This window comes from Ferrovibrio sp. (genome assembly GCF_035304305.1).
Taxonomy (GTDB): Bacteria; Pseudomonadota; Alphaproteobacteria; order Ferrovibrionales; family Ferrovibrionaceae; genus Ferrovibrio.
This window is the reverse complement of sequence record NZ_DATGQG010000151.1, coordinates 1-23617: the sequence shown is the minus strand read 5'-3', so window position 1 is coordinate 23617 and position 23617 is coordinate 1. Positions and strand designations below refer to the sequence as shown.

The window sequence follows — 23617 nt, the reverse complement described above, 5'->3', positions numbered from 1 at the left end:
AGGCGACACCCATCCGGCGCAGGATCTGCTGGCTCTCGACGATCGCGCCGCCCGCACCGAAGGTCATCCGGCCGCTGAACAGGCTGGATAGCCGTTCCATCAGGGCGCTGGAACGCTGCCAGGCTGCCTGACGCTCGCCCTCGCTGTCTGCGGCCTGCCAGTCCCTGACGTAGGCCGCACCCGCCTGCAGCATGGCGAGATGATCGTTCTGCGCCGCAAGGTTCCGGTAAGTCTGGGCGAGGGCAGGCTTGTCTTCGAACAGCTTGGCAATCTCGGCCGCGAAAGGATGCCCGTTGTCGACGATCACCCGCCCATCGGCGCCGATGCTGAGCTCGACGGGCAGGCTCGGGTCGATGCCGTTGTCCGACAGAGTCCGCCGGAGCAGCTGGGCAAATTCTGCCGAGCGGCGCTCGGTGGCGGCGGCAATTCTGTCCACCCGGACGCTGCCGGTGGAGGTGTCATAGGCATCGGAGAGGAGGGTTTTTCCCAGCTGCTCGGGGCTCGGCGCCAGGGTGGAGGAAGCACCGCCCACCGGCTTTGCCGGCAGGGTTTCCACAAGAAAGCCGGCAAAACTCGCGGCAATTGCCGTGGTCGGCGTATTCGCTGCGATCTTCTGCTGCGGCGTCATCATCTCGCCGAACAGGGCTTTCGCGTTGGCTGCAGTGGCAATGCTCATAGGAACCTCACACGATTATCCGTGTGAGGTTTTGCAAGCCGGATGCCAGTCAGCCGGCGGGCAGTTCCGCCAGCTTCTTGCGCTGCACCTTGCCGTTGGCCGTGCGCGGCAGGGCCGTTACGAAACGCCATTCCCGCGGCGCCTTGTAGGCAGCCAGGCGCTCTTCCGCGAAGCGGGCCAGCTCCTCGCGGGAGACGCTCTTGCCCTCGCGGAGGACAATGAAGGCCGCCACGACCGAAACGTCAGCGCGGACCCGCAACTCGGTCACAGCGACTTCCGCCACGGCCGGATGCTGGGCAATCGCCGCCTCGACCTCGACCGGCGAGACGCGATATCCCATCGCATTCATGATGTCGTCGTTGCGCCCGTGATGCCAGACATAGCCGTCGGCATCGATGCTGGCGAGGTCGCCGCCGTAGAACCATTCGCCGCGATAGACGAGGGCCTCCTCGTCGGGCCGTTTCCAGTAGCCGAGCATCAGCGACGGATCAGAGCGGTGCACCGCGAGCAGGCCGATTTCTCCGGGCGGCAGCGGCTCGACGCTGTCGCTGTCGACCGGCAGGATGGCGACCCTGCGGCCGGGCTGCGGCTTGCCCGGGCTGCCCGGCTTGATCGTCATGCCGGGACCGGTGGAGATGTAGGTCGAGATCTCTGACATGCCAAGCGCCTCGTAAAGCGGCTTGCCCGTACGCTCCTGCCATTCGGCCAGCAGGGCGGCCGGCAGCGCTTCGCCGGCGGTGGCGCCATGGCGAAAGGCCGAGAGATCATAGGCCGAGAAGTCGCAGTATTTGAGGATCTGGCGATACAGTGTCGGCACGGCGGCAAACATCGTGGCGCGGTACTTCTCCAGCAGCTTGGGCCAGACCTGCACGTCGCGCGGGCCGTTGTAGAGCACCGTCGTCGCGCCCACCGCCCAGGGATCGACCAGCCCGACGCCCAAAGTGTAGGTCCAGTTGAAGGCACCGGCATGCAGCACCACGTCGCTCTCCTGCAGGCCAAGCCAGCCCTGATGCATCGGGCGGCGGCCCCAGGCGGCGCGGTGGGCATGCAGCACGCCCTTCGGTTTACCGGTGGTGCCAGAAGTGTAGACGAGGTAGGCCGGATCGTCGGCAGCGGTATCGGCGTAGTCGGCCAGCGGCTCGAACAGCTTCAGCCGCTGCAGCATCGTCGGATCGATCAGCTGAACGCCCGGCGGCGGCACCAGGTCGCGAGCCAGCTCTGCCGAGGCGGCCACGGCGGCCGCGCCGGAATTTTCCAGCAGGAAGGCGGCTTCGGCGGCCGTCAGCTGGGCGCTGGAGGGCAGCGCGACATAGCCGGCCGCCATGGTGGCGAAATAGGTCAGCGCATAGTCAGCATCGTTCGCCATGCGGATCATGATCCGGCTGCCGGGCGGCAGGCCTAGGCTCTGCAGGCCGGCCGCCAGACGGCGCACGGCGAGGTCGACTTCGCCGAAGGTCATGCGAAATTCGCTCTCCGCACCGACCAGGATCATCGCGGTCTTGTCTGGCCGCAGGCGGGCATTCCCGGCGAGGCAGTAGCGGGCAATGTTGAAACGGGGAGGAACGGGGTCGGTCATGCGCTCTGGTTCGGTTTGGCGTCCGGGGTGCGAAGATAGAACAGCAGGGCTGCCAGAAGCCAGACGGCCTGCAGGCCAAACATGATGCGGTAGGCAGTTTCGTCGGGACTGCTGCCGGGCGGGGTCTGCCAGGTCATCAGATAGCCGGTGACGATCTGCTGGAAGGCTGCGCCGCCCATGGTGCCGATATTCAGCGTGGTCATGCTGCGGCCGACCAGCTCCGGCGGGAAGACCGAGCGGGCATGGGCGAAGATCATCACCGAGCAGCCGTTCAGGATGCCCAGCAGCGTGAACAGTATGGTGATGTTCAGGAGGCTGAGGCCGGGAATGGCGACGATGACGGCGAGGCAGACGACCTGTCCGCCCACGCCGGCTGCCAGAAGCCATTTGCGCGTGTTGAACACCCGGTCCAGCGGCCCCCAGATGAAGTAGCCGGCCGCGGCGCCCACCGCCATGAAGATCATGACGTTGCCGCGGGCCGCGGAATCCAGCCCATGCACGTCATGTAGGAACGGTCCGCCCCAGAGACCGAGAATAGTGATGAAGGTCGCGTAGGCGGTGAAGATGATCACGAAGAGATACGGGAAGGCCGGATGCCGGATCACGGTGCCGACGCCGCGCAGCGCATCGGCCAGGCTTTCGCCCGCCCCGGATTTTGCCTTCTGCGGATCGGGATGGTCGCGGATCACGAAGAAGGACATCACGATCAGCAGCACGGTGATCGTCGCCGTGACGTAGAAGGCCGCCCGCCAGCCGAAGGTTGCGGAGAACCAGGCCAGCGGCGCGGTCGAGGCAATGACGCCGAGATTCCCCACTGCGATCAGGATGCCGGAGATCTGGGCGAAGCGGTCGGCGGGAAACCAGCGCGAGAACAGCACGAGCGGGCCGATCAGCAGGGCCGCGCAGCCGAAGCCCAGGATGACGCGGGCAACGCTCAACTCGAACAGGTTGCGGCCGTTGGCGAATGCCAGCGCGCCGACCAGTGCCACCGCCAGCGTGGTCAGGATCGTGCGGCGCGGCCCCCAGCGGTCCAGTGCGATCCCGACCGGCAGCTGGCTCACGGAAAAGGTGAGAAAGAACGCGCCGGTCAGGATGCCGAGATCGTCGGGCGTGAGCCGAAGCTCGGTCATCAGGTCCGGCCCGATCACCGCGTTGGCCGAGCGGTAGAACTGGCTGATCACATAGGTAAGGCAGGCGCAGACGAGAATGCGCCAGGCGACGGGCATATGAACTCCGTTACTGCCCCATCAGGACTTCCGGCAGCCAGGTGGCAATCCCCGGAAAGATACTGATCAGGACAATCGCCAGCACCATACAGCCCATGAACGGCACCGCTCCCCTGAGAATGGCGGGCAGCCTGACATCCGGGGCAATGCCGTTGATGACGAACAGGTTGAGACCGACGGGCGGTGTGATCAGCCCGAGTTCCATGTTGATGGTGAGAATGACGCCGAACCAGACCGGGTCAAAGCCGGCATTGGCGATGATCGGTGCCAGGATCGGGGTTGTCATCAGGATGATCGCCGCCGGCGGCAGGAAGCAGCCGGCAACCAGCAGCAGGATGTTGATGAGCAGCATCAGCACCCAGCGATTGATCTCCAGCGCGGCGATCCATTCCGCAATCGACTGGGTGACATACAGATTGGCCATCATGTAGCCGAACAGGATCGATGTGGCGATGATCATGAGGATCATGCCGGACTCGCGCATGCCGTCACGCAGGATCACCCAGAGATCCTTTGGCCGCCACACCTGGTAGATCACGATGACCATGACGATGCAGAGGAGGGCGCCGACACCCGCAGCCTCCGACGGGGTCGCAATGCCGCCATAGAGGGCGTAAACCACGCCGGCGATGACCACCAGGAATGGCACGATCCTGGGCAGAAGCTCGATCTTCTCCTTCAGCGAATAGCGCTGGGCGAAATCCGAGGGGCGTTCGCCGGTTTTCCAGCTGATGAACAGAGCCCAGGCCATGAACAGGCCGGTCAGCAGCAGACCGGGGAACACGCCGGCAAGGAACAGCTTACCGATCGAGGTTTCGGACGCAATGCCGTAGAGAATCATCGTCACGCTGGGCGGAATCAGGATGCCCAGCGTGCCGCCGGCAGCTATGGCGCCGGTTGCAAGTTCAGCGGAATAGCCGCGCTTGCGCATCTCGGGAATACCCATCTTGCCGATCGCGGCGCAGGTGGCCGGCGAAGAGCCGGTGAGGGCGGCGAACAGCGCGCAGGCGCCCAGATTAGAGATTACCAGCGAGCCGGGCACTCGGTTGAGCCAGCGGTTCAGGGCTTCGTAAAGGTCGCCGCCAGCCCGCGAGGAGGCCACCGCGGCGCCCATGATGATGAACATCGGGATCGAAACGAGGGTGAAATCCTCGAGCCCGGCAAACAGGGTTTCCGAGAGGAAATCAAGGCTGCTCCAGCCCTCGATCGCGACAAGGAAGATCAGGGCAACAATGCCCAGACCGAAAGCGATGGGAATGCCGGTGGCAAGGACTGCGATAGTGACAACGCAGATCAGCAGGCCCAGTTGTAATTCGCTCACAGGCCTTCCTCCGGCTTGAGGCCGAACGGCATGTCACGTCCTGTGAGCAATGCCCAGATATCGACAACGTATTGCAGTGAGATCAGCCCCATCCCGACCGGAATGGAGAGATACGGTATCCAGACGCGCGCCCGCCACATCGAGCTGGTCAGGCGGTCGGTGACGAAGGCCTCGTGCCACCAGAAGACGGACTGGTAGAGAACGATAGCGCAGAAGATCAGAGCAAGTGTTGAAGCCAGGAGTGCAGCCACGATCCGGGCACGGTGGCCCAGCATCAGCGGAACGAGGTCGACGTTGACGTGCCCCCGTGTCAGCAGCACATACGGTGCGCCAACAAAGGTGGCGGCGATCAGCGCGAAGGTAACGAACTCGGTCTGCCAGATGGTCGACTGGCCCAGCACGACGCGCTGGAAGATCATCTGACAGACGACAATGATGCTGAGGATGATCAGCAGGGTGGCGAACACCCCGCTGATCCGCGACAGCAACCGGATCAGGGCTGCAAAACGCTCCATGACTGCTTCAGGTTCCTCAGCGGACCTGCAGAGCCTTCACGATGATCTCCTTGCCGCCCGGAACCTTGTCGGCAAAGGTGCGGTAGGAGCTCTTGTTGGCGACTTCACGCCACTTGTTGGCCTGCTCTTCGGTCATGGTGACGACCTTGACGCCCGCCTTGGTAAAGGCGGCAACCAGCTGTTCGTCCAGCTTCTTGGATTCGGCCGCGAAGAAGTCTTCGGCCTTCTTGGCTGCATCCATGATCGCCTTCTTCTGGGCGTCGTTCAGCTTGTCGAAGCTGCGCTTGGACATCAGCACCGGTTCGTACATGAACCACAGGGCGTTGTCGCCCGGCGCGGTCAGGCACTTGATCTGCTCATACAGACGGAAGGAGACGAAGCTGCCCGACGAGGTATCGGTTGCGTCGGCCACGCCGGTCTGCAGTGCGTTGTAGACTTCGTTGGAAGGGATCGAGACGATCGAGGCGCCGGCACCGGCCCACATCTCCGCGAACGTCGCGCCGGCCGAACGCACCTTCAGGCCTTTGGCGTCATCCGGTTCCAGGATGCACTTGTCCTTAGAGCCGAAGGCACCGGCCAGCCAGGCATCGGCCAGCACAATCACGCCGGCATCGTTGATGATCTTCTTGATGTCCTGCATGAACGGCGAGGTGTTGATGCGCTTGGCATGATCGTGATTCTTGACCAGGCCGGGCATCAGGGTGGCGCCGAACTGCGGATGCTGGCCCGAGGCGTAGTCAAGCGGGAAGGACGTGATGTCGATCTGCCCCTTGATCATCGCGTTCCACTGTTCGGTCGCCTTCACCAGGCTGGCGCCGGGATAGACCTTGATGTCGAGACCGACATTCGCGGCCTTCGCCTCGCGGGCGATCATCTGCACCATTTCGTCACGGACGTCACCCTTGCCGCCGGGAAACTGGTGCGAGGCCTTGAGGCTGATGTCGGCCGCTTGGGCCGCGCCGGCCAGCCCGACAGCAACGAGTGCCGCGAGACCGGTGCGAATACTATTCTGCATGATGTTTCCTCCTCCTTATGTCGTTGAGGGCCATACTAGTTGATTGGATAACGGGGAACAAGAACAACTCTGGGTGCGGAGCTTCCCTGCGAGGATAGTTTACTTCTGTGTGAAGGGCAGGCTCAGCGGTGGCACAGAAGGGGGCGATTCGCTCTGCGAGACGAGCTGTGGTCGGGTGGCGCCGAGCATGGCCTGAGCGACCTGGCTCGAGACTTCAGCCGCGATCTTGGCGGCGATCTCCGCAGACACCTTCGCGGCGACCTGTGCTGCGATCTGCGCCGGAGACGGTGGCGTGGCCGCTGCGCCGGATGTGACGGACGCGGCGGCCGGCGGGACGATGCTGGCCGCCGGCGTGGCATCGGGAGTACCGGGCCGCTCTTCCAGGCGGCGGATGAATTCCTGGATGATGCGACGATAGAGTTCGTCCTTCAGGATGCCGTCTTCCTCGCCTTGGTTGATGGACGGATTGTCGTTGACCTCGATGACGACGACGCCCTTGTCGGTCTGCTTCAGGTCGACGCCGTAGAGTCCGTTGCCGATCAGGTTGGCCGCCTTGAGCGCCAGGCTGACCACGTCAGACGGCGCTTCCTCGATCGGCAGCGTGCGGAAGCCACCTTCGGTGAACCGCCCACCATCGCCATGCTTCACCACCTGCCAGTGGCCGCGCGACATGAAATACTGGCAGGCATAGATCGGCTGGCCGCGCAGGATGCCGATGCGCCAGTCGAAATCGGTATAGAGATATTCCTGCGCCAGGATGACGTCGGATTCGCGCAGGAGGCGGGCAGCGGCATCGGCGAGCTGCTGCCGGTTCTCCACTTTCACGATGCCGCGCGAAAAGGATCCGTCGGGGATTTTCAGGATGATCGGATAGGGAATCTCCTGCTCGATCGCCTCGATGCCGCGGTTGTCGAGCACCACGGTCTTGGGCGTCGGGATCTTGTTCGCCTTGAGCAGTTCGGCGAGGTATACCTTGTTCGTGCAGCGCAGGATCGAGGTCGGGTCGTCGATCACCGCCATGCCTTCGTTCTCCGCCTTCTTGGCGAAACGGTAGGTGTGGTGGTCCAGCGCCGTGGTCTCGCGGATGAACAGCGCGTCGTACTCGGCGAGCTCGGAATAATGCTTTTTCTCGATCAGCTCGACCTCGACGCCCATCTGCTCGCCGATGCGGATGAACTTCTGCAGGGTGCGGCGGTCGGACGGCGGCAGCGCCTCGGCCGGGTTATGCAGGATGGCAAGGCTGTACTTGGCGGCCGGCTTGGCCTTCGGCGTGCGCCAGCTGGATCGGGTGTAGGATTCCAGCGCGTGCTCGAAGAATTCCTCCTGCTCCGGCTTGAGGTCGCTCAGCGACATCGGCCGGATCGAGGCGATATGCCAGCCGTCCTCGGGCGAGATGCTGAGCTTCAGCATCGGAGCGCGGAATTCGTCGAAGACGCGCCGCGCCAGGTCGGGGAAGCGCAGGTCGTCGGTGCGGCCGAAAAAGACGTGCATGGTGAACGGCGCAGTCGGCAGCATGACCAGCTTCTTGACCTGCTGACGCAGCAGCTCGTCAAGCTCCGGCAGGGCATGGCTGTAGATGCTGCGCTCGCGCAGTTCGAGGATCGTCTTGACCGAGGGGATTACTTTCTGGCTGCGCGCCTCCGCGAGCAGCGAGCAGTAATACCCATACCCGAGATAGGAATAATCCTTGCTCAGGTTGATGATCTTCGCGCGCTTGTCCTGGACGAGATCAGGCCGCGTGATGAACTCCCGGTTGTTCAGGACCAGACAGCCCGGATTGCGGTAGCGGAAGTGAGTCTTGCGTTCGACGATGATGATATGCATGACGGCGGGACGCAGGACTCCCGGTGTGTGAAATGGCTCGGCTCAGGCCCGGCTACAGCGGCTTCTCGAGTCGCAGGGCGTCCGAACCATCGGCATAGTATTGCGCGATGCGGCCGATGATTCCATAGCCGCTTTTGCCATACAGGGCGAGGGCCGTCCGGTTCCGATCCTTCACTTCCAGACGCAGTGATGCGGCGCCGCTGTTCCGGGCGGCCTGCTCGGCTTCCGCCAGCAGCCTGGCGCCGAGGCCACGACCACGCAGGGTGGGATCGACGGCAACGGAATAGAGGCGTGCCGCGGGACTGTCGCTGCGCCGCAGCACGACGGCGGATCCGACCAGCCGCATCCCTGCCATGGCAACCAGAAGCGAGGCGCGGGGGTTCCGCAGGGCTGCGGCATAGCTGCGCCGCGACATGCGGTCGCCGTCGAAGCAGCGGTTTTCCAGGGCAACCAGCGCATCGAGATCGCCGGGCTCGGCCTTGCGAATGATGGTCTGGGCGGACATCAGGCCATGGGCAAGGCGATGGCAGCGGTGCCATGGATGACGGTCCGGATGCTGCAGTCGAACTGCATCAGGTCCTCGCCGACCAGCACCGGACCGCCGAAATCGGCGCGGATATCGGCCAGCAGGGCGGCCCGGTCGAAGATCACCGGAACGAAATGGTTCAGGATCAGGCAGCGCGCGCCCGACTGGGCCGCCACCTTGCCGACCTCGGTCGACAGCGTGTGATAGGCCGCCACGTTCGCCAGGGTCTCCGGCGTTCGCACGCCGGGCAGCAGCAGCATCTCGCGATGGATGAAGCATTCATGCACCAGAGCATCCGCGCCCCGGGCGGCCTCGATCAGCTCCGGGCAGAAGGCCGTATCGCCGCTGAAGGCGACCTTGTGCCGGCCATCGCTGAAGATGAAGCCGAAGGCGGATTTGACCGGCTGATGGCGCACCGGCACGGCAGTGACGGTCAGGTCCCCGTCGCGGATGATCATGCCGGCCTCGATCTCGGTCACCTCGAGTTCCAGCGCCGAGGTCGAAGGTCGCTTCTCATGGGCGATGCGCTGATCCAGCTCAGGCTTCCAGAGCGCCATCAGCCCGTCGATGTAGCGTCGCGTGCCGACCGGGCCGTAGATGCGCTGCGGCCGGTCGCGGCCCTGGTGCCAGCTGGAGATGATCAGTTGGAACAGGTCCATGATGTGGTCGGAATGCAGATGCGTCAGCAGCACGGCGTCGATCAGCTTGCCGGCGCTGCCGGCGCCGAGCAGGCGCTGGGTTGCCCCCGAGCCGCAATCGACCAGGAAGTGGCGTTCACCCCAGCGCAGCAGGCTGGACGGGCCATAGCGCTCGGTCGAGACCTGGGGGCAGCCGGTACCCAGCAGGGTGACGCGCATGTCTTAACGCAGCCGCAGGATCTGCACAGCATCACCCGCTTTCAGTGCCGGAGCCAGCGGCGGGCGGATGATCAGGCAATCGGCGTCGCTGAGCAGTCGCAGCATGGAGCTGTCCTGCCTGTCGAAGGCGGTCGCGACCAACCGGCCCTCGTCCTGCCGCAGCGTGGCGCGGAGATAGTCCTCGCGTCGGTCGTTCTCGGCCAGATCGCTGCCCGAGACAGCCGTCTCAAGTTGTGGTTGCCAGTCCAGCCCCAGCATGGCGCGCAGGGCGGGAATCAGGAAATTGTGGCCGCAGACCAGGGCCGAAACCGGATTGCCGGGCAGACCGAGCAGGGGGATCGATCCGCTCTCCAGCGTGGCGCGGCCGAACATCAGCGGTTTGCCCGGCCGCATGGCGATGCGCCAGAAGTCGATGCCCGCACCGCCGCCACCGAGGATTTTATGAATGAGGTCATGCTCGCCGACGCTGGCGCCGCCAAGTGTCAGCAGCAGATCGCAGCCGGTCGCGGCGGCTGCCTTGCCGCGCAGATCGGCTTCGGTGTCCCGCGCGATGCCGAGATCGACAGCCGTGCCGCCATGCGCCTCGATCAGCGCCGCGAGGCCGATATTGTTGGAGCTGACGATCTGGTTGGGGCCGATCGGCTCGCCCGGGCGGACCAGCTCGTCACCGGTCGCCAGCACGGCAATACGCGGTTTCCGCCGTACCGCCAGCCAGGGCACGTTCATGGCCGCTGCCAGCGCAACATCGGATGGGCCGAGCAGGCGTCCGGCTGCGAGCAGCACTTCTCCCGCAGCGAAATCGAGGCCGGCGCGGCGGATCCACTGGCCGGGCTTCGGCGCCTCACGCACCTTCAGGCGACCGTCGCCCTGTAGGTCGGCATCTTCCTGGATCACGATGGCATCGGCGCCTTCGGGCAGCGGTGCGCCGGTGAAGATGCGCACGCATTCGCCCGGGCCGACCACACCCTCATGCCGGCCGCCGGCCGCCGCCTCGCCAATCGGCTTCAGGAAGGAGGGAAGGGTAGCGAGATCGGCCTGCCGGCAGGCCCAGCCATCCATGGCGCTGACATCGAAGGGCGGCTGGGTGCGGCGGGAGGTGACGTCCTCGGCCAATACGCGGCCGGCCGCCGCCGTGACGGCCACGCTTTCGGCCGGCATGAGCGGCAATGCCCTGACGATCCGTTCGCGTGCCTCGGCAACCGACAGCATGTCAGGCAGCGTCGTAGGTGCCGGACTTGCCGCCCGACTTGTGCAGCAGCCTGACATCGGTGATCTGCATGCCGCGATCCACCGCCTTCGCCATATCGTAGACGGTGAGGGCCGCGACGCTGGCCGCGGTCAGCGCTTCCATCTCGACGCCGGTCTTTCCGGTCAGGCGACAGGTCGCGACGATGTCGATGGCGCTGTCGGCCTCGTTCGGCGTCAGGTCCACGGTCACCTGGCTCAGCGCCAGCGGGTGGCAGAGCGGGATCAGCTCGTGGGTGCGCTTAGCCGCCATGATGCCGGCAATGCGCGCGGTCCCCAGCACGTCGCCCTTCATGGCCTGGCCCGACAGGATCAGCTGCAGCGTTTCCTTCTGCATGCGCACGCGCGCGCCGGCACTGGCAACGCGCACAGTTTCGGCCTTCCCGGAAACATCCACCATATGGGCTTCGCCGGCGGCATTCAGATGCGTGAGGGCCGGCTTGTCACTCATGCCGCTTCCCTGCCCGTGAGCAGCAGGCGGGTGGCGGCCTCCACATCGGGCTGCCGCATCAGGCTCTCGCCCACCAGGAAACAGCGTGCGCCGCATTTCGCCATCCGGTCGAGATCGGCCTTGGTGTTCAGACCGGATTCCGCCACCAGCATGCGGCCGGCGGGAACGCGGGCTGCCAGCGCCTCGGTCGTGGCGAGATCGACGGAAAGCGTTTTCAGGTTCCGGTTGTTGATGCCGATCAGCGGCGACTTCAGCTTCAGCGCGCGATCCATTTCCTCGGCGTCATGCACTTCCACCAGCACGTCGAGGCCGTATTCGCCGGCGGCGGCCTCCAGCTCGGCGGCTTCCGCATCGCTCAGCGCCGCCATGATCAGCAGGATGCAGTCGGCGCCCAGCGCGCGGGCCTCGATCACCTGATAGGGATCGAGCATGAAATCCTTGCGGATGATCGGCAGGTCCACGGTGGCGCGCACCTGCTGCAGATACTCGTCCTTGCCCTGGAAATAGGGCTCGTCGGTCAGCACGGACAGGCAGGTGGCACCGCCCTTCAGATAGGCGCGCGCCAGCGCCGCCGGATCGAAATCGGCCCGGATCAGGCCCTTCGAGGGCGACGCCTTCTTGATCTCGGCGATCAGGCCGTAGCGTCCGGCATCGGCCGCCGCCTTAAGGGCGCGGATGAAGCCGCGCGGCTGCGGCGTGGCGCCGGCCTGCTGCTCCAGCGCGGCCACGGGAAGACTCGCCTTCCGGCGGGCGATATGGTCGCGCTTGTCGGCACAGATGCGGGCGAGGACGTCACTCATTTCTTCTCAGACTTCTGCTCCGCTTCCGGATCGGGCGGCGGCGGTTCATGGGTAATTTCGATCAGGCGCGCCAGGGCGGCGCGCGCCTTGCCGCTGTCGATGGCCTCTGCCGCCATCTGCGCGCCGGCCCGCAGGTCCGGCGCCCGGTCGGCGATCACCAGGCAGGCGGCAGTGTTCAGCAGCACGATATCGCGGAAGGCGCCAGGGGCACCGCTCAGCACGGCGCGGAGGGCAACGGCATTAGCGGTCGGTTCGTCGCCCTTGAGGTCCTCCAGCTTCGCGCGGGGCAGGCCGGCCTCTTCGGGCGTGATCTCGAAATGCCGCAGCTTGCCGCCGGCGGTTTCCGAGACATAGGTCGGTCCGGTCGTGGTGATCTCGTCCAGCCCGTCGGAACCGTGCACGACCCAGACCTTCTCGCTGCCGAGCTTGCCCATCACTTCGGCCAGCGGCTGCACCCATCGCCGGTCGAAAACGCCGAGCAGCTGACGCTTCACGCCGGCGGGATTGCTCAAGGGGCCGAGCAGGTTGAAAATCGTCCGCGTGCCAAGCTCCACCCGGGTTGGGCCGACATGGCGCATGGCGCTGTGATGTCGAGGCGCCATCAGGAAGCCGACGCCGGCCTCGGCGATGGCCTTCTCGATCAGCCGGAAATCGCAGTCGATGTTGACGCCCAGCGCGGTGAGCACGTCGGCAGCGCCCGTCTTGGAGGAGACCGCGCGGTTGCCATGCTTGGCGACCGGCACGCCGCAGCCCGCCAGCACGAAGGCCGAGCAGGTGGAGACATTCCAGGTGCCCTTTACGTCGCCGCCGGTGCCGACGATGTCGATGGCATTGGGCGGCGCGGTGACGCCGTGTACCTTGGCCCGCAGCGTCATCGCGCCGCCGGTGATCTCGTCGACGGTCTCGCCCCGGACCCGGAGCGCCATAAGGAAGCCACCCATCTGCGCCGGCGTGGCGTTGCCCGACATCATCACGTCGAAGGCCGTGCGGGCATCTTCAACACTCAGCCGCGCACCGTCGGCGACCAGCGCCAGCAGGCGCTTGAATTCCGTTACATCCGCGCTCATGCCGCCCGTTCTTGCCCCGCGTTTTCAGCTACCGGAAGGCCGCAATAGCGCACGAAATTCGCCAGCATCGCAAGCCCATGCTCGGAGGCGATGCTTTCCGGATGGAACTGCACGCCATGGATCGGCAGCTCGCGATGGGCAACGCCCATGATCACGCCGTCCTCCGCGCGGGCGGTGACGGTGAGCGAGTTCGGCACGCTGGCCGGATCGATGGTGAGCGAATGATAGCGGGTGGCCAGGAAATCCTGCGGCAGGCCGACGAACAGGCTCTCGCCGTTATGGCGAATGCGGCTGAGCTTGCCATGCAGCGGCTGCGGCGCGCGCACCACCTTGCCGCCGAAAGCCTGGCCGATGGCCTGATGGCCGAGGCAGACGCCCATCAGCGGCGTCCTGGTCTCGGCAGCCCTGGCGATCATGGCGAGGCAGATGCCGGCGCGGTCGGGGTCGCAGGGGCCGGGGGAGAGGATCACCCCCGCGGGGCCGAGGGCCAGGATGGCCTCGGGCGTGGTCTCGTCATTGCGGAAGACCCGGACCGGCTGCCCCAGCTGGCCGAAGTAATGCACCAGGTTCCACGTGAAACTGTCATAATTATCGATGAGAACGAGCATGTTAGCCTACCTTGCAGGGCAGACTAGCATATCCTCACGAGGCGGCGACAGGCCGGACGAGGTCCGGACCGCAAATCCACGACACCGCCGCGAACAATCCGAGCTTATTCGAGTCTTATCTGTTGCTTATCCCTGCTTAAGTTAACCAACTCCCCGAGTAACGCTCGGCAAGGGCGAGATCGGCAAAAGCGCGGCGGAAGCGGGGGGGGGGGCTGCGTGCCGCCAGAAGCGAGCCTCGTCCACGCCGACCAGCCTCGCCATGAGGCTGAAATCGGTGCCGGCCCCAGAGTCGGGCGACTCGGCGCCGGTCGACTGGTCGACGCGGATTGGGTCGCTTAGGCGCAGACATCCCGAAGGCCCTGATTGTGTATGCTTTAGCCAAGATTAAATCAGGGCGGGCGGAGTGTCAAACAGAAAGAGAACGAAAGGATTAAAAGCGGATATTTTCCGCTCGCCTGCTATCCAGTTATTAACCGGATTTCCCCGCAGAATCATTGTATTGCTGCGACTCCATAAAATGCAGAACAATCGAATTGAGGAAACGAGGAGTGGGGGTTCGGTATGGCACAGAATGAGGCCAGCGGCGCAAAGCGGACGGGCATCCGGCAGCGCCTGTTCATCGCAGTCGGAGCGATCGGCTCCTTCGCCCTGATATCCGCCGCAGCCGGATGGTTTGCCCTGACCCGGGTCGACAACGCTCTCACCCATGTCGCCGATGAAGGCGTTCCCACCGTCATCGCCGCACTCCGCCTTTCCGAGCAGGTCGCCGGCCTTGCCGGCGTGGCGCCCGATCTGGTGACTGCGAGCACGGAAAAGGACATCCAGGACCTGACCGCCGGGATCAAGGTGAAGGAAGAGGAAATCCAGGCGGTTCTCGACACGATCAAGGCCACCATGAGCGGCCCCGAGGTGGAACTGATCGAGCAGGAGACCGCGGCGCTGCTGAGCAGCATTGCGCAGTTGCGGCAGGTGGTGGACGCACGGGTCCGCACCTCGCAGTTCCGCATCGACGAAACGACCAAGCTCGCCACCGTCCACGCGACATTCCTGCAGCTTGCCACACCAATGGTTGACGATGCGGTGTTCGAGCTTACCTCGAACATGACCTCGGCCACGTCAGCAGGTGAACTGGTGCAGATCGAGCAGGCCCTGAGCAAGCTCGCCAATACCGAGCTGCTGGCCCTGCAGGGCCTGACCAATCTGATTTCCGAGGTCAACAACACGGTTGGCCTGCTCGCGGTGGGCGCGCAGGCCGGCGACATGGCTGAGCTCGAGAAACTGAGCCGGCGTTACGAGCTGTCGGCCAGCAAGGTGGAACGCGGCCTGACCAGCCTCGAGAAAATCCTCCCCAACAAGGACGTCCAGAAGGCGGCCGTGGCGGTGCTGGATTTCGGCAGCCCGGGCATCGGCGTGATCAGCCTGCGCGAGCAGGAGCTGTCGGCCATCGACCAGGCCCGCCGCCAGCTGCAGGCAAGCCGTGAGGCCGCCGGACGGCTGGCGGCTGCGACCGCACAGGTGGTGAATGCCGCCCATCAGGGCGTCACCGGTGCGGCCGCCGACGCCAAGCTGACCAGCACGGGCAGCAAGACGATCCTGGCGGCGGTTGCCATCGGCAGCATGATCGCCGCGGCTCTGGTCGGCTGGCTCTATATCGGCCGCCGCGTAGCTGATCCGCTCACGCAGCTGACCGGCGCCATGGCAAGACTGGCAAATCGCGAATGGGAGACGGAGGTTCCGGATCGCGAGCGCAATGACGAGATCGGCGACATGGCGCGCGCCGTTCAGGTGTTCAAGGAAAACGGCATCGAGAATGAGCAGCTGCAGCGCGACGTCGAAACCAACCGGCAGAGCGCCGAGGAAGCCCGGCTGGCGCGCGAGGCGCTGCTGGATCGTGCCGTAGGCGAGGTGGTCGGCGCGGCGGCCGGCGGCGATCTTTCGGCCCGCATCGATACGCAACAGCTGGAAGGCATGACCGCGCGGCTTGGCGAGCGGGTCAACGCGTTGCTCGGCACGGTGGAAGACGTGTTCCGCAGCCTCGGCAACGCGCTGGAGGCCATGGCAAGGGGCGATTTCACCCATCGCATCAATGCCGAATATGCCGGGGTGTTCGATCGCCTGAAGCAGGATGCCAACCAGACCGCCGAGCAGCTGGCCGAGACCATCGGCAAAGTCACGGCGGCTGCCGCAACCGTGCGCGATGCAGCGGCCGAGATTTCCGCTGGCAGCAACGATCTTGCCGGCCGCACCGAGCAGCAGGCTGCAAGCCTGGAGGAAACCGCGGCTTCGATGCATGAAATCACCGCCACGGTGAAGCAGAATGCGGACAACGCCGAAGCGGCCAACCAGCTGGCGATGACAGCGCGCGATACCGCCGAGAAGGGCGGCAGCGTGGTGCGCGACGCCGTCTCCGCCGTCAGCCGCATCGAGGACAGTGCGCAGAAGATCAGCGATATCGTCGGCCTGATCGACGAGATTGCCTTCCAGACCAACCTGCTGGCGCTGAACGCTTCCGTGGAGGCCGCCCGGGCCGGCGAGGCCGGCAAGGGCTTTGCCGTGGTGGCGCAGGAAGTGCGGGCACTGGCGCAGCGTTCAGCCGATGCTTCAAAGGAGATCAAGACGCTTATCCAGGCCAGCACCGGCGAGGTGCGCGAGGGTGCACGGCTGGTGAACCTGACCGGCGAGACGCTGTCGGAGATCGTCACCGCTGTGAAGAAGGTGGCCGATATCGTCGGTGAGATTTCGTCGGCCAGCCGCGAACAGGCGGTCGGACTGGAGGAGGTCAATACCGCTGTCGCCAATATGGACGAGATGACCCAACGCAACGGTGCCCTGGTGGAGGAAACCACCGCCTCGGCCCAGGCGATGGCCCGTCAGGCCCAGGAACTGGCCGAACTGGTCGGGCAGTTCCGGGTCTGAGGCGAACTGGTATCAGCGTTATGGCCGGGCTTCACGCCCGGCCATAACGTGGTTTTCCATTGACCGTGGCCAACCGCCAGTACAACCGTGACAATTTAGCATTTGACCCCCCGGGCGGGGGCGTTATACCCATCCACACACATTTTACAGGAGGGCGGTATGGCCATGGCCGATGCCATCAGGGTCGCGATTTTGGGTGCCAGCGGATACACCGGAGCCGAGCTGCTCCGCGTGCTTCTGCGCCATCCGCGCGTCCGCATCGTGGCCCTGACCGCCGACCGCAAAGCCGGCGAGGGTATCGATACGGTCTTTCCGCAATTCACCGGTATCAACCTGCCCAAACTGGTCACCATCAAGGAGGTCGACTGGAGCGGCGTGGATGCCGTGTTCTGCGCCCTGCCGCATGGCACGACGCAGGAGGTGATCGCCGGCCTGCCCCAGCATCTGAAGATCGTCGATCTCTCGGCCGACTTCCGGCTGCGCGACATCGCCGAATACGCCAAATGGTATGGCCACGAGCATCGGGCGCCGAAGCTGCAGCAGGAGGCCGTCTACGGCCTGACCGAGTTGTATCGCAAGGACGTGGCTGCGGCGCGCCTGGTGGCCAATCCAGGCTGCTACCCGACTTCGGCCGAACTGCCGCTGATCCCGCTGCTGCAGGCCGACCAGATCGACCCCGATGATATCGTGATCGACGCCAAGTCGGGCGTTTCGGGTGCCGGCCGCGCGCTGAAGGAAGGTTCGCTCTATTGCGAGGCCTCCGAAGGCACCCATGCCTATGGTATCGCGTCGCACCGGCATGGCCCGGAGATCGAGCAGATGCTGTCGGAGGCGGTCGGCCGGCCGATCGTGGTGAACTTCACGCCGCATCTGATGCCGATGAACCGCGGCATGCTGTCCAGCATCTACGTGAAGACGCGGCCGGGCGTTTCAGCTGACGACCTGCGCGCCACGCTGCTGCAACGCTACGCCAACGAGCCCTTCATACAGGTGCTGCCGCAGGGCGTGGCGCCGCAGACGCGGCATGTCCGCGGCACCAACATGACGCATATCGGCGTCTTCGCCGATCGCGTGAAGGGCCGTGCCATGCTGTTCAGCGCCATCGACAACCTGATGAAGGGAGCGAGCGGCCAGGCGGTGCAGAATTTCAACGTGATGTACGGCCTGCCGGAGACCATGGGGCTGGAACAGATCGCGCTGTTCCCGTAATCAGGTCTCATGAGTTTCATCCTGCCTTTTGGCGACAAGCATCCGGTGATCGCACCGGATGTCTTCATCGCGCCGAATGCCACCGTGATCGGCGATACCGAGATCGGCGCCGGCTCCTCGATCTGGTTCGGCTGCGTGCTGCGCGGCGACGTGAACGCGATCCGCGTCGGCGAACGAACCAACATCCAGGATGGCTGCGTCGTCCATGTCACGCGGGCGAAGTTCGGCACCGTGATCGGCTCGGGCGTGACCATCGGCCATCTCGCGCTGATCCATGGCTGCACGCTGGAGGATAATTGCTTCGTCGGCATGCAGGCGATCGTCATGGACGGATGCGTGATCGAGAGCGAGGGCATGCTGGCTGCCGGTGCCATGCTGACGCCGGGCAAGCGGGTCGGTCGCGGCGAACTCTGGGGTGGCCGGCCGGCCCGGCTGATGCGTCGTCTGGACGCGGACGAACTCCGGAATATCCATGACGCCGCGGCGCATTATGCCCGCCTTGGCGCAGCCTACCGGGCCCAGCTTGCGGCCGGCTACTAGAGAGGCCGGGCGTTAACGTATTCTTGAAAACCGCCCACTAGCATTCCACATCGGTAGGGAGCGGCCGCGCCTTTTCTGGTCGGCCTTGAGGGTGGATGACCATGACGACTGGTGCCGTCCATGCACCATGGCCCGAGGATCTCTACGAGCAGATCAGGGCGCATGGGGAATTCCTGTCGGGGCGGCTCGGCAAGCTCACCCGTGGCAAGCAGCTCACCCTTGTCGGCGCCGATCTCACCGGCATCAAGCTGGTCGGCATGAATCTGCAGCGCGCGGTTTTCCGCAGCTGCCGCTTCTACTGCGCCGATCTGCGCAACAGCGATTTCAGCCAGGCCGTGCTGACCGGCTGCGATTTCAGCGGCGCCGACCTGAGCAATGCACGCTTCGTCTGGGCCAACCTGCGCGGCGCCGACCTGTCGCGCGCCATCCTGCGGGGTACTCGGTTCGAGAATGCCGACATGCGTCCTCTGACTGAGGCGCCGGTGCCGCCCCATGGCAAGGGCGGCGTGGTGTCCCTGAGCGATTCCACGCTGCACAATACCAATCTCAGCCAGGCCAAGCTGCTGGGCGCATCCTTCGTCGGCGCGATCCTGGACGGCTGCATTCTCGACAATGCCGATCTGGAGGGGGCCGATTTTTCCTATTCGACGCTCAGCAATGTCCAGTTCAAGAATGCCAAGCTGCGCGACGCCCGCTTCGCGCTGGCTGATTTTCCCGCGGAGATAATGAAGCAGCTGCAGGGTACGGGGGCGAAACTGCCGCAGGAAGTGGCGCCCGAGGTGCTGGAACAGGTTCTGCGCGATCACCAGGCCTGGGTGGATTCCGACGGCCATAGTGGCCGCCGCGCGGTGATGGCGGGCTGGTACCTGTCGCGCATGCATCTGGCGCAGGCCAATCTCAACGGTGCCGATCTGCGCCGGGCCAACCTGTCGAATGCCAACCTGCATGGCGCCAGGCTGGTCTGCGCCGATCTGCGCGAATGCAACCTGATGTATGCGAATCTGACCGATGTGGATTTGCGCGGCGCGCTGACGGAAGGGCTGCGCGGACTGCCGGCGGACCGGCCGACGGGAAAACCTGACCGTCCGGGAGGAGCCTAGCGCCGCGAACCGGCGGAAGGCGCCGACTTTGCGGCGCTGCCGTTCAGTCCCCTGATGGCGCGATGGATGCGGCGCCAGATCAGGCTGCCGGCGAAGTTGCCGCCGGTCGTCATCTCGTTCATCTGGCGATAGGCGTAAGCCTCGGCGCGACGAGCGCCCTGTTCGGCGATCAGATCGCGGGCGGCTCGCCAGATATCGGCATCGGATTGCATCGGGCCAGAATGCCGGCCATTCGTTAGCGAAGTGTAACCGCTCAGGCGCGCTGGACCTTCTCGACAGCGGCCTGCAGCGCTTCCATCATGCGCTGCTCCGTCTTGCCACCCTGGTTATGGATGCCGTTGGCGAGCACCACATACATCGCGTCGATATGAATGCTGATTACCTCGAGCTGGACCAGGTCGGGCAGGCCAAGCCTGGCGATAAAATCCTTCAGCGACTTGGCCAGATGGGTGAGCAGGGGGTAGCCGAAGGTGCCGCCCATGCCCTTGATGTCGAAGGCCAGCTCGGAAATCTTCGACATGATGAAGATGCGCGATAGTTCGTCGCCTTCGGCCTGTTTCACCTGCTGCCGCATCTCGCGCAGCTTCTCGAGCACTTCGGACGCGAAGGCATCGGAGGAGGCTGCGATGACCCCCTCGATGCGGGCACGGACCTCGTCGCTGAGTTCAAGATCCAGCCCTGTGTCGAAATTCACCGCGCGCTCCCGCAGACTCTGCGGCGCCTTGATGAATCGCGGTTTGTCCCGTGTGATCGCCATTCCGTCATCTGCTCCGTATCAGGAGCTTAACCGCGGCGAACTGGTCGCTTCAAGCCGTGAGCCGCCGAGCACCCCGCCATACTTCTTCGTGTCTATGATGACGAAGGACGCCGCGGCATGCGTTCGTCGAAATAATGGCCGCAGTTGCTCCAGTCGCCTGCACGCGATGGCGTTTGTGGTCGCGTGCTGCCGTTCAGCGTGCCGCTGCCGCGGCGGCCGGCGGCTGGGCCGTTCATCTCAAGATCAAGGCGAGGCCGTTGATCCGGTGGGCATGGCTGTCATCATCTCGATCCGACGCGCTCCCGCATCATGTCGCGGATCCTGCAGGGCCTTGCACGGGGCGCCCCACCTGCCCGTATCCTATTCCGTGTGGATGGCCGGATGATGGCGCTGGAATACAACCGCAATTCGAAAAATCCAGGGTCTTTCGACTAAAGTCTTAAGACCCGGCTGGTGCGATAAGCGTTCTTGTTAGCCCATTTTAGAATCATTGGGCTTAAGATCAGGAACACGGACAGGTTGCTGGTGCGGAAGAAGTCCCGGCAGTCCTGAGCCGCAATAAGAAAACGGGCAACGTCCCGATCCGTCTGGGGAGGCATTATGCGGATTCTTGCTGATCTGCCGGTAGGTCTGCGCGTCGGGCTCGCCATCGCGTTCCTTGCGATTTCTGCGCTGGGATGGATCTGGACTGCCAGCCAGGCGGCCGGCGCGCCCGTCAACCTGATTCTGGCCGCGGCGCTGCTGCTGCTGGTTCTCGGCGGCGTGCTGATCCTGTCGCTGGCGAGCGGCGGCAATGCGCTGGCCGATCTGCTGGGACGCTGGCCGGCGCAGGATGCCGGGGTCCGCCTGCCGGGCCGCCTGCAGCAGGCCCTGCAGCAGCTGAACGGCCAGTGGCGGGCGCAGCAGGACCGGCAGCAGGCGCTGGAAGCGCGCATCGCCGAACTGGAAGCCGAACTGAACCGGGTGCGCAGCGCCGACAGCGCGGTGCTGGACGAGATGGCGCGACTCTGTGGCGCGATCGGCAGCGGCGTGCTGCACCAGCGCGTCACCGGCAGCGCCGAGGAGGCCGGCCACAATCTCACCGAGCGCTTCAACCAGATGGCGGAAACGCTGGATGCCGTGGTCGGCGAGCTCAAGGCGCTGTTCGCGCGCATGGCCGAAGGTGATCTCTCGGCCGGCATGCATACCGATTACGGCGGCGACTTTGCCGTCATACGCGATGCGGCCGAGCAGGCGATCGAGCGGCTCGGCAATGTCATGGGCACCATCGTCGAGGCCGCCAACACGATTTCGGGCGCGACGGTGGAACTGACCCGCGAGGCTAAGGGACTGGCGGACAGCGCCCAAGCGCAATCGGAGAATCTGGACCGCACGGCCGCCGATGCCGCGAGCCTGAGCGAGGCCGCCCAGGCTAACGAAGCCGCGGCCAAGCGGGCCAACCAGCGCGCCGAGGAAGCCCGCGCGGCGGCCGAGAACGGCGTCAACGTGGTCAACCGCTCGATCGAGGCGATGAACGAAATGGCGGCGATGTCGCAGCGCATTTCCGAGATTACCTCGCTGATCAACGAAATCGCTTTCCAGACCAACCTGCTGGCACTGAACGCCTCGGTTGAGGCGGCACGCGCTGGAGAGGCAGGCAAGGGCTTTGCCGTGGTGGCACAGGAAGTGCGTGCCCTGGCGCAGCGTTCAGCCAACGCCTCGAAGGATATCGGTGCGATCATCAAGCAGTCGAACGACAAGGTGAAATCCGGCGTCACCCTGGTGAGCGAGACCGGCACGGTGCTCAGCCGCATCGTCGAGGCGATCGACTCCATGGGTCAGCAGCTGGGCGAGATCGGCCAGGCCAGCACCGATCAGACCGGCCGGGTCAGCATGGTCAGCCAGGCCATATCGGAGATGAATGCGGCGACCCGCGGTTATCTCTCCGTCGTGCAGCGCACCGGCAAGGCAATCCAGGATATCGATGCGCAGGTCGGCAACCTCGCCAACCAGATCGCCTTCATCACTACCCCGGCAGACCGGCCCTTCCTGCTGGCCGCGCAGGAGGCGGCGGCGCAGATCAGTGCTGCCTTCGAAGCCGCGATCGACCGCGGCGAGATGAGCCTGGAGGACTTCTTCGACGAGAATTACGTGCCGATCCAGGGCACCAATCCGCAGCAGTTCATGACCCGCTTCGTGAAATTCACGGATTCCTTCCTGCCGAAGATCCAGGAACCGCTGCTGGAATCGATTCCGGGCGTCGCCTTCTGTGCCGCAGTCGACCGCAATGGCTTCCTGCCGACGCACAACCTCAAATACTGCCAGCCGCAGGGCAAGGACCCGGTCTGGAATGCGGCCAATTCCCGCAACCGCCGCATGTTCAACGACCCCGTCGGACTGGCCTGTGGCCGCAACACCAACCCCTATCTGCTGCAATGCTACCGGCGCGACATGGGTGGCGGCGTCTTCATTCTGATGAAGGATATGTCGGCCCCGATCACAATCCGCGGCCGCCACTGGGGCGGTTTTCGCATCGGCTACAAGACCTGAGCTCTCGGCACAAAAGAAAACGCCGCTCCGGCCGAAGCCGCAGCGGCGTTTGTTGTCTGCGAAGACCGTTCCGTCAGACGCGCTCGATCACCATGGCGATGCCCTGGCCGACGCCGATGCACATGGTGCACAGCCCGTAGCGGCCGCCGGTGCGCTCAAGCTGGTTGAGCGCGGTGGTCAGCAGTCGCGCGCCGCTCATGCCCAGCGGATGGCCCAGGGCGATGGCGCCGCCATTCGGGTTCACGTAGGTGGCATCATCGGGGATCTTCAGCTCCCGCAGGCAGGCCAGCGCCTGGGCCGCGAAAGCCTCATTGAGCTCGATCACGTCCATGTCCCGGATCGACAGGCCGGCCTTGGCCAGCACCTTCTCCGTCGCGGGAACCGGGCCGATGCCCATGATGCGCGGCGGTACGCCGGCGACCGCGGTGGCAATGATCCGGGCGCGCGGTGTCAAGCCATGCTGTTTCGCCGCCTGTTCGGAGGCGAGCAGCAGCGCGGCGGCGCCGTCATTGACGCCGGACGCGTTGCCCGCCGTTACCGTGCCGCCCTGGCGGAACGGGGTCGGCAGGCGCGAGAGTGCCTCGATGGAGGTCTCGCGCGGATGTTCGTCGCGGTCCACGACGACGGGGTCGCCCTTGCGGCTGGGAATGGTGACGGGCGTGATCTCGGATTCGAACAGGCCGAGCTTGATGGCGTTCAGCGCGCGCTGCTGACTGCGCAGCGCGAAAGCATCCTGATCGGCGCGGCTGATGCGGAACTGCTCGGCGACATTCTCGGCCGTCTCCGGCATGGAATCGACGCCGTATTTCTGCTTCATCAGCTTGTTGACGAAGCGCCAGCCGATCGTGGTGTCGTGCAC

The 23617-nt window shown here is 65.0% G+C and carries 22 protein-coding genes; 5 read left to right on the top strand and 17 right to left on the bottom strand.

Annotated elements, in window-relative coordinates; translation table 11 throughout:
• From VKZ87_RS16525 to VKZ87_RS16460, 14 genes are all read right to left on the bottom strand, one after another.
• Positions 1–676: hypothetical protein (locus VKZ87_RS16525; protein ID WP_324222368.1), on the bottom strand; the 676-nt coding region annotated here is incomplete at its 3' end.
• A 49-nt stretch (positions 677–725) separates the two neighbouring features.
• Positions 726–2252, bottom strand: a complete 1527-nt coding sequence (locus VKZ87_RS16520; protein ID WP_324222367.1) for a class I adenylate-forming enzyme family protein — start codon at positions 2250–2252, stop codon at positions 726–728.
• Positions 2249–3478 carry an MFS transporter gene (locus tag VKZ87_RS16515; protein ID WP_324222366.1) on the bottom strand — a complete coding sequence of 410 codons (1230 nt, stop codon included), beginning with the start codon at positions 3476–3478 and terminating at the stop codon, positions 2249–2251. The genes VKZ87_RS16520 and VKZ87_RS16515 overlap by 4 nt, the downstream gene beginning before the upstream one ends.
• Before the next feature lie 10 nt (positions 3479–3488).
• Positions 3489–4799, bottom strand: coding sequence for a TRAP transporter large permease (locus tag VKZ87_RS16510; RefSeq protein ID WP_324222365.1), 1311 nt, complete (start codon positions 4797–4799; stop codon positions 3489–3491).
• A complete protein-coding gene (locus VKZ87_RS16505; RefSeq protein WP_324222364.1) occupies positions 4796–5314 on the bottom strand; it encodes a TRAP transporter small permease in 519 nt (172 codons plus the stop codon). The genes VKZ87_RS16510 and VKZ87_RS16505 overlap by 4 nt, the downstream gene beginning before the upstream one ends.
• Before the next feature lie 16 nt (positions 5315–5330).
• Complete coding sequence (dctP, locus tag VKZ87_RS16500) at positions 5331–6329, bottom strand: TRAP transporter substrate-binding protein DctP (protein ID WP_324222363.1); 999 nt, start codon at positions 6327–6329, stop codon at positions 5331–5333.
• Between the two features lie 99 nt (positions 6330–6428).
• Positions 6429–8153, bottom strand: a complete 1725-nt coding sequence (locus VKZ87_RS16495; protein ID WP_324222362.1) for a RimK family protein — start codon at positions 8151–8153, stop codon at positions 6429–6431.
• Between the two features lie 52 nt (positions 8154–8205).
• Positions 8206–8658, bottom strand: a complete 453-nt coding sequence (locus VKZ87_RS16490) for a GNAT family N-acetyltransferase (RefSeq protein ID WP_324222361.1) — start codon at positions 8656–8658, stop codon at positions 8206–8208.
• On the bottom strand, positions 8658–9536 hold the full coding sequence (locus VKZ87_RS16485) for an MBL fold metallo-hydrolase (protein WP_324222360.1): 879 nt from the start codon (positions 9534–9536) through the stop codon (positions 8658–8660). Before VKZ87_RS16485 ends, VKZ87_RS16490 begins: the two co-directional genes overlap by 1 nt.
• 3 nt (positions 9537–9539) lie before the next feature.
• Entirely contained in the window at positions 9540–10745 is a 1206-nt protein-coding gene (gene glp / locus VKZ87_RS16480) for a gephyrin-like molybdotransferase Glp (RefSeq protein ID WP_324222359.1), read from the bottom strand.
• Between the two features lies 1 nt (position 10746).
• Positions 10747–11232 carry a cyclic pyranopterin monophosphate synthase MoaC gene (moaC, locus tag VKZ87_RS16475; protein ID WP_324222358.1) on the bottom strand — a complete coding sequence of 162 codons (486 nt, stop codon included), beginning with the start codon at positions 11230–11232 and terminating at the stop codon, positions 10747–10749.
• Positions 11229–12032 (bottom strand): indole-3-glycerol phosphate synthase TrpC, encoded by an 804-nt coding sequence (gene trpC, locus VKZ87_RS16470; RefSeq protein WP_324222357.1) that lies wholly within the window; start codon positions 12030–12032, stop codon positions 11229–11231. The genes moaC and trpC overlap by 4 nt, the downstream gene beginning before the upstream one ends.
• Entirely contained in the window at positions 12029–13099 is a 1071-nt protein-coding gene (trpD, locus tag VKZ87_RS16465) for an anthranilate phosphoribosyltransferase (RefSeq protein WP_324222356.1), read from the bottom strand. The genes trpC and trpD overlap by 4 nt, the downstream gene beginning before the upstream one ends.
• Positions 13096–13707 (bottom strand): aminodeoxychorismate/anthranilate synthase component II, encoded by a 612-nt coding sequence (locus tag VKZ87_RS16460; RefSeq protein WP_324222355.1) that lies wholly within the window; start codon positions 13705–13707, stop codon positions 13096–13098. The genes trpD and VKZ87_RS16460 overlap by 4 nt, the downstream gene beginning before the upstream one ends.
• Positions 13708–14268: 561 nt before the next feature.
• On the opposite strand from VKZ87_RS16460, the gene VKZ87_RS16455 reads away from it, so the two are divergent.
• The 4 genes from VKZ87_RS16455 (at position 14269) to VKZ87_RS16440 (ending at position 19472) form a co-directional block, all read left to right on the top strand.
• Entirely contained in the window at positions 14269–16623 is a 2355-nt protein-coding gene (locus tag VKZ87_RS16455) for a methyl-accepting chemotaxis protein (protein ID WP_324222354.1), read from the top strand.
• Between the two features lie 165 nt (positions 16624–16788).
• Complete coding sequence (gene argC / locus VKZ87_RS16450; RefSeq protein WP_324222369.1) at positions 16789–17832, top strand: N-acetyl-gamma-glutamyl-phosphate reductase; 1044 nt, start codon at positions 16789–16791, stop codon at positions 17830–17832.
• Positions 17833–17841: 9 nt separating this feature from the next.
• Entirely contained in the window at positions 17842–18372 is a 531-nt protein-coding gene (locus VKZ87_RS16445; protein WP_324222353.1) for a gamma carbonic anhydrase family protein, read from the top strand.
• A gap of 95 nt (positions 18373–18467) precedes the next feature.
• Positions 18468–19472: a pentapeptide repeat-containing protein gene (locus VKZ87_RS16440; RefSeq protein WP_324222352.1), complete on the top strand. Its 1005-nt coding sequence runs from the start codon at positions 18468–18470 to the stop codon at positions 19470–19472.
• Here the strand turns inward: VKZ87_RS16440 and VKZ87_RS16435 are convergent.
• Positions 19469–19684: a hypothetical protein gene (locus VKZ87_RS16435; RefSeq protein WP_324222351.1), complete on the bottom strand. Its 216-nt coding sequence runs from the start codon at positions 19682–19684 to the stop codon at positions 19469–19471. The two genes, VKZ87_RS16440 and VKZ87_RS16435, sit on opposite strands and share 4 nt — an antisense overlap.
• 41 nt (positions 19685–19725) lie before the next feature.
• The gene (locus VKZ87_RS16430) at positions 19726–20229 is read right to left on the bottom strand and encodes a hypothetical protein (protein WP_324222350.1); all 504 of its coding nucleotides are present in this window, start codon (positions 20227–20229) and stop codon (positions 19726–19728) included.
• A gap of 600 nt (positions 20230–20829) precedes the next feature.
• Here VKZ87_RS16430 and VKZ87_RS16425 point away from each other — a divergent pair.
• Complete coding sequence (locus VKZ87_RS16425) at positions 20830–22758, top strand: methyl-accepting chemotaxis protein (RefSeq protein ID WP_324222349.1); 1929 nt, start codon at positions 20830–20832, stop codon at positions 22756–22758.
• Positions 22759–22831: 73 nt separating this feature from the next.
• On the opposite strand, the gene VKZ87_RS16420 is transcribed toward VKZ87_RS16425, so the two are convergent.
• A partial coding sequence (locus VKZ87_RS16420) for an acetyl-CoA C-acyltransferase (RefSeq protein ID WP_324222348.1) occupies positions 22832–23617 on the bottom strand: 786 nt, incomplete at its 5' end.